We start from the raw sequence: 1,017 nt of genomic DNA, 5'->3' as shown, positions 1-1,017 counted from the left end.
AAAGCGCGAAATAACTAAAAATAAACACACTTATGAAATATAAGTACATATTTTTATTCGTTTTATTTCTGGGTTTATCTGTAAATACATCTGCACAAAATGGGGGGTTGTCTTCAGTTCTGAAGGCGTATAAAATCTCATTGGATGCAGATAGTAATGAGGTTGCAACTGAAGTAACCGAAGTTAAGCCGGGAGATATTATTGAATATCGACTAACTTACCAGAATGGAACAGGTGGAGACATTACTCAACTTATGCCTGTTTTGCCAATACCACCCGAGATGTTCTATCTCGAAAGCACTGCACCTCCGGAGCTGAGTGGGGCAAGCGTTAGCACCACTGCTAATGACTTCAGACAACTACCATTGACTCGTCAGGTTACACAACCGGATGGATCACAGGTAAACCGCGTCATTCCTGCTCAGGAATATCGACGCTTACAATGGCTAGTTCCTGCTCTTGCGGCTGGAGAAAGCATAACTCTTACCGCAAGAGTTGAGGTCCGATCATGATCAGGACTAAAACGGGATTTCAAAATTCAAATCTAAACAGTGTTCAAAAAAACAATCAATTGAACCATAATAATAGGATTCAAACAATGAAAACAACACATAAACTACGACAAAGGGTACAAGCTCTTGTTGGGTTGCTTATGGTTTTCGCTGTGGTATTAGGTACATCTACGGATGTATTCGCTCAGATACCACCTGCGTCTTCTTCCATTGGTAACCAGGCAACTGCTACGTACATCGATAACGGGAATAACAGTCAGTCCGTTACGTCAAACACTGTTGTTACTACGGTACAACAGGTAGCAGGTGTTACAATCACTGCCGGAGTAACCAAGCAGGTTAGTGTCGGTGGTCAGGTAACATTCAGCCACATTATTACCAACACGGGTAACGGATCTGATTTTTTTACCGTTACAGCTGTTGATGCTAATAATGGGGCATTTAACTTCACGAATATCAGGATATATCCCGATGCGAATGAAGATGGTATTGCCGATAACTTTAC

The 1,017-nt window shown here is 41.6% G+C and carries 2 protein-coding genes; both read left to right on the top strand.

Going from position 1 to position 1,017, the window contains the following annotated elements; translation table 11 throughout:
- Positions 1-32 precede the first annotated feature (32 nt).
- Positions 33-512: a hypothetical protein gene (locus ABJV04_RS08340; RefSeq protein WP_348491045.1), complete on the top strand. Its 480-nt coding sequence runs from the start codon at positions 33-35 to the stop codon at positions 510-512.
- Between the two features lie 140 nt (positions 513-652).
- The coding region (locus ABJV04_RS08335; protein WP_348491044.1) for a hypothetical protein at positions 653-1,017 on the top strand (365 nt) is incomplete at its 3' end.

The organism is Aliiglaciecola sp., from assembly GCF_039982535.1.
Lineage (GTDB): Bacteria > Pseudomonadota > Gammaproteobacteria > Enterobacterales > Alteromonadaceae > Aliiglaciecola.
The sequence above is the reverse complement of the archived record's forward strand: the minus strand, read 5'-3'. Positions and strand labels throughout refer to the sequence as shown.